Consider the following 5,380-nt stretch of genomic DNA (forward strand, 5'->3'; position numbering starts at 1 on the left):
GCCGCTGCCGGTGCGCTTCGACCTCGACCACCTGCGCCGGGTGCTGGTGAACCTGCTGGACAACGCCCAGCGCCATGCCAGCGCGGCGCCGGGCGCGGTGCAGGTGCTGCTGGCGCACGAGGGGGCCGGCCAGGTGCGGCTCGAAGTCTCGAGCGACGGACCACCGATACCGCCCGACGTGGAGCGGCACCTCTTCGAGCCCTTCTTTTCCACCCGCAGCCGGGGCACCGGCCTCGGCTTGTATATTTGCCGCGAGCTGTGCGAGCGGTATGGCGCCAGCATCGACTACCAATGGCGGCCCGCGGACGCGCCGGGGCGCAATGCGTTCTCGATGACGATGCCGCTGGCGGCCGATCAACCCGCACCGAGCACGCCATGACCACCACCTCGCCCTTCAGCCTGCTCGTGGTGGACGACGAACCCGACCTGCGCACGCTCTACGAGCTGACGCTGGTGCGCGAGGGCTACGACGTGGAAACCGCCGGCACGGTGGAAGACGCGCTGGCCCGTCTGGCTGGCCGCCAGTACAGCGCGGTGATCACGGACATGCGGCTGCCCGACGGCAGCGGGCTCGACCTGCTGCGCCACATCGAGCAGAACGCCCGCCCCGAAAAGGCCATCGTCATCACCGCCTACGGCTCGGCCGAGAACGCGGTGGAGGCCTTGAAGTCGGGCGCTTACGACTACCTCACCAAGCCGGTGGACCTGCGGCAGTTTCGTGCGGTGGTGGGCTCGGCACTGGGCCGCAGCAGCCAGCCGGTGCCCACGGTGGTGCCGGGGCAGCTGCCTTCCGCGCTGCTCGAAGGCGTGCCTGCCGCGCCGCGGGGCAGGGCGGCCGAACCCCTGGCGGCCGCGCCCGCCCGGGCGCCGGCGGTGCCGCCTGCCGCCGCGCCCACGCCCACCACGGCACACGCGGCCGCACTGGCCCGCCTGGTGGGCCACAGCCCGGCGATGCAGCAGGTGCGCGCGCTGATCGAGAAGGTGTCGCGCAGCATGGCGCCGGTGCTGGTGCAGGGCGAATCGGGCACCGGCAAGGAACTGGTGGCCAGTGCCATCCACAAGGTCAGCGCACGCGGCAGCGGGCCCTTCATCGCGGTCAATTGCGGCGCCATCCCCGAGAACCTGCTGGAGGCCGAATTCTTCGGCTACCGCAAGGGCGCCTTCACCGGCGCGGCCGACGACCGAGAAGGCTTTTTCCAGGCCGCGCATGGCGGCACCCTGTTCCTCGACGAGATCGGCGACCTGCCGCTGTCGATGCAGAGCAAGCTGCTGCGCGCCATCCAGGAGCGCGCGGTGCGACCGGTGGGCGCAGTGAACGAGGCGCAGGTGAACGTGCGCATCGTCAGTGCCACCCACAAAGACCTGCAGGCCGAGGTGCAGGCCGGCCGCTTCCGGCAAGACCTGTTCTACCGCCTCAACGTGATCCAGATCCGCGTGCCGGCGCTGCGTGAGCGGCTGGACGACCTGCGGCCCATCAGCGCCGCGGTGCTGGAGCGCATCGCGCGCGATGCCGGCGTGCAGCCTGCGCCGCGCCTGAGCGACGCCGCCTTCGAGCACCTGGCGCGCTATGCCTTTCCCGGCAACGTGCGCGAGCTGGAAAACCTGCTGCAGCGGGCCGTGGCCTTGTCGGGCGGCGACCTGATCGGCCGCGACGACCTGGGCCTGCCCGACGCCGCCTTCGGCGACACGCAGTACAGCGACGACCTGGCCGGCCTGCCGCTGCCCGAGCCGCGGCCGGCGCCGGTGGACGTGCCGCTGCCCACCGACCTGGCGGCCTACCTCGACGAGGTGGAGCGTGACATCCTGGCCCGCGCGCTGGAGCGCCACCGCTACAACCGCACGGCGGCCGGCGCCAGCCTGGGCTTGTCGCTGCGGCAGATGCGCTACCGCATGGCGCGGCTGGGCGTCACCGCCGGTCTGACGGGCGCCGAAGCGGCCGCCGAGGGCGATGATGGCGTGTGATGACTGAGCGCGCGCCCGTGCCCGCGCTGCAGGCCGGCTGGTGGGGCGGTGCGCGCCAGGTGGCTTCACCCAACCACGGCGAGCGGCCGGCCGGCGAAGCGCCTTCGCTGGTGGTGCTGCACTCCATCAGCCTGCCGCCGGGGGTGTATGGCGGCGACGAGATCGAGCGCCTCTTCACCAACACGCTGGACTGGGACGCGCACCCCTACTTCGGGCAGATCCGCGGCATGCAGGTGTCGGCGCATTTCGTCATCCGGCGCGATGGCCAGGTGCTGCAGTTCGTGTCCTGCGACCGGCGCGCCTGGCATGCGGGCCAGTCGGCCTGGCGCGGCCGGGCCAACTGCAACGACTACTCGATCGGCATCGAGCTGGAAGGTCTGGAAGGCACGCCCTTCGAGCCTGCCCAGTACACCGCGCTGGGGCCGCTGCTGGCGGCGCTGGCGGCGGCCTATCCGCTGCGCGACGTGGCGGGCCATGAGCATGTGGCGCCGGGGCGCAAACAGGATCCGGGCAGCGGTTTCGACTGGAAGCGGGCCGAGGAAATCGCGGCCCGTCAAGGGGTGAGGCTGGGATGGCCCCACATCGCTACGGATAGTGTCTAAACCACTGGCAAGCACTAGATCTAGTGCTATTCTTACGGTACTGCATCGGCACAGCCGCAGCCCGTAAGCCGCCTCTGCGCCACCCCGCACCGCCGTTCGGCGGCCGCCGGGGCAGTCCCTTTTCAGCCGTACCCCTCTTCGCCCAAGGTCTGTCGGCCAGGCACGCCATCGCGCCTGGTCTGGCTCCGCCTTTCGCCGATTTTTCTCGATCCTCGATCTCTAACACCAAGACAGGAGAAGCGCTTTATGCACGCCACAGCCAGTTCCCCGGCGTCGTCCCCGGTGTTGCCGACGTCCCCCGCCCGTGCGACGGCCGCCAGCACCGCCGCACCCGCCTACCAGGGCTACCAGATCCTGCGCCGCAACGGCGCGGTGGTGGCCTTCGAGCCCAACAAGATCGCCGTCGCGCTGATGAAGGCCTTCCTGGCGGTGCACGGCACCCAGGGCGCGGCCTCGGCCAGCGTGCGCGAGACGGTGGACGGCCTGACCGAGAACGTGGTGCGTGCGCTGCTGCGCTCGCGCCCGGGTGGCGGCACCTTCCACATCGAGGACGTGCAGGACCAGGTGGAACTGGGCCTGATGCGCGGTGGCCACCATGAAGTGGCGCGTGCCTATGTGCTGTACCGCGAGCGCCGTTCGCAGGAGCGTGCCCGCCAGGTGGCGCCGGCCGAAACCGCGACCCCGCATGCGCTGTTCGTCACCGAGAACGGCGTGCGCGTGCCGCTGGACGATGCGCGCCTGCAGATGCTGGTGGAGTCGGCCTGTGCCGACCTGGGTGCCGACATCCGCCCCGAGCCCATCCTCTCTGAAACCCGCCGCAACCTGTACGACGGCGTGCCCATCGAAGAAGTGCACAAGGCCGCCATCCTGGCCGCCCGCACGCTGATCGAGAAGGACCCCGGCTACACCCGCGCCACCGCCCGCCTGCTGCTGCATACCATCCGCAAGGAAGTGCTGGGCTTCGAGGCCATGCAGGCCGACATGGCCACGCAGTACGCCGAGTACTTCCCGACCTTCATCAAGAAGGGCGTGCAGGCCGAGCTGCTGGACGAGAAGCTGATGCAGTTCGACCTGGCCCGCCTGGGCGCGGCCCTGAAGGCCGAGCGCGACCTGCAGTTCGACTACCTCGGCCTGCAGACGCTGTACGACCGCTACTTCCTGCACGTCAACGAAACCCGCATCGAGCTGCCGCAGGCCTTCTTCATGCGCGTGGCCATGGGCCTGTCGCTGAACGAGATCGACCGCGAGGCGCGTGCCGTCGAGTTCTACAACGTGCTGTCGACCTTCGACTTCATGTCGAGCACGCCCACGCTGTTCAATGCCGGCACCCGTCGTTCGCAGCTGTCCAGCTGCTACCTGACCACGGTGGCCGACGACCTCGACGGCATCTATGAAGCGCTGAAGGAAAATGCGCTGCTGTCCAAGTTCGCCGGTGGCCTGGGCAACGACTGGACCAACGTGCGTGCGCTGGGCTCCTACATCAAGGGCACCAACGGCAAGAGCCAGGGCGTGGTGCCGTTCCTGAAGGTGGTCAACGACACGGCCGTGGCCGTGAACCAGGGCGGCAAGCGCAAGGGCGCGGTGTGCGCGTACCTCGAGACCTGGCACCTGGACATCGAAGAGTTCCTGGAGCTGCGCAAGAACACCGGCGACGACCGCCGCCGCACCCACGACATGAACACGGCGAACTGGATTCCCGACCTGTTCATGAAGCGCGTGATGGAAGGTGGCGACTGGACGCTGTTCTCGCCCTCCACCTGCCCCGACCTGCACGACAAGATCGGCAAGGCCTTCGAAGAAGCCTACGTGGCCTATGAAGCCAAGGCCGACCGTGGCGAGATCAAGCTGTTCAAGCGCATGCCGGCCAAGGACCTGTGGCGCAAGATGCTGTCGATGCTGTTCGAGACCGGCCATCCCTGGATCACCTTCAAGGACGCCTGCAACGTGCGCAGCCCGCAGCAGCACGTGGGCGTGGTGCACTCGTCCAACCTGTGCACCGAGATCACGCTGAACACCAGCGACAGCGAGATCGCCGTGTGCAACCTGGGCTCGGTCAACCTGGCCCAGCACCTGAAGGACGGCGGCATCGACCACGACAAGCTCAAGCGCACCGTGTCCACCGCGATGCGCATGCTCGACAACGTGATCGACATCAACTACTACGCGGTCAAGAAGGCGCGTGACAGCAACCTGCGCCATCGTCCGGTGGGCCTGGGCATCATGGGCTTCCAGGATGCGCTGTACCAGCTGCGCACGCCCTACGCCAGCCAGGCCGCGGTGGAGTTCGCCGACCGTTCGATGGAAGCCGTGTGCTACCAGGCCTACTGGGCCTCGACCGAGCTGGCCGCCGAGCGTGGCCGCTACAGCAGCTATCGCGGCTCGCTGTGGGACCGTGGCGTGCTGCCGCTGGACTCGCTGAAGATGCTGGCCGAAGAACGCGGCGGCTATGTGGAAGCTGATACCGAAGCCACGCTGGACTGGGACGCACTGCGCCAGCGTATCGCCACCCATGGCATGCGCAACAGCAACTGCGTGGCCATCGCACCCACCGCCACCATCTCCAACATCGTGGGTGTGGATGCGTCGATCGAGCCTTGCTTCGGCAACCTGTCGGTCAAGTCCAACCTGTCGGGTGAGTTCACCGTCATCAACGAGTACCTCGTGCGTGATCTGAAGAAGCTCGGCCTGTGGGACGACGTGATGGTGATGGACCTCAAGCACTTCGATGGTTCGCTGCGCCGCATCGACCGCGTGCCCGAAGACTTGAAGCAGCTGTACGCCACCGCCTTCGAGGTCGAGACGCAATGGCTGGTCGA

General features: G+C 68.6%; 4 protein-coding genes. All 4 read left to right on the forward strand.

Annotated elements, in window-relative coordinates; translation table 11 throughout:
• On the forward strand, window positions 1-379 hold a 379-nt coding region (locus ABNT58_RS21570), incomplete at its 5' end, for an ATP-binding protein (RefSeq protein ID WP_348755464.1).
• Complete coding sequence (locus ABNT58_RS21575) at window positions 376-1,962, forward strand: sigma-54 dependent transcriptional regulator (protein ID WP_348755465.1); 1,587 nt, start codon at window positions 376-378, stop codon at window positions 1,960-1,962. The genes ABNT58_RS21570 and ABNT58_RS21575, both read left to right, overlap by 4 nt.
• Window positions 1,962-2,564, forward strand: a complete 603-nt coding sequence (gene ampD / locus ABNT58_RS21580) for a 1,6-anhydro-N-acetylmuramyl-L-alanine amidase AmpD (RefSeq protein ID WP_348755466.1) — start codon at window positions 1,962-1,964, stop codon at window positions 2,562-2,564. The genes ABNT58_RS21575 and ampD overlap by 1 nt, the downstream gene beginning before the upstream one ends.
• A gap of 246 nt (window positions 2,565-2,810) precedes the next feature.
• Window positions 2,811-5,380: ribonucleoside-diphosphate reductase subunit alpha (locus ABNT58_RS21585; RefSeq protein WP_348755467.1), on the forward strand; the 2,570-nt coding region annotated here is incomplete at its 3' end.

It is taken from the genome of uncultured Aquincola sp. (assembly GCF_964001545.1).
GTDB lineage: Bacteria > Pseudomonadota > Gammaproteobacteria > Burkholderiales > Burkholderiaceae_C > Aquincola.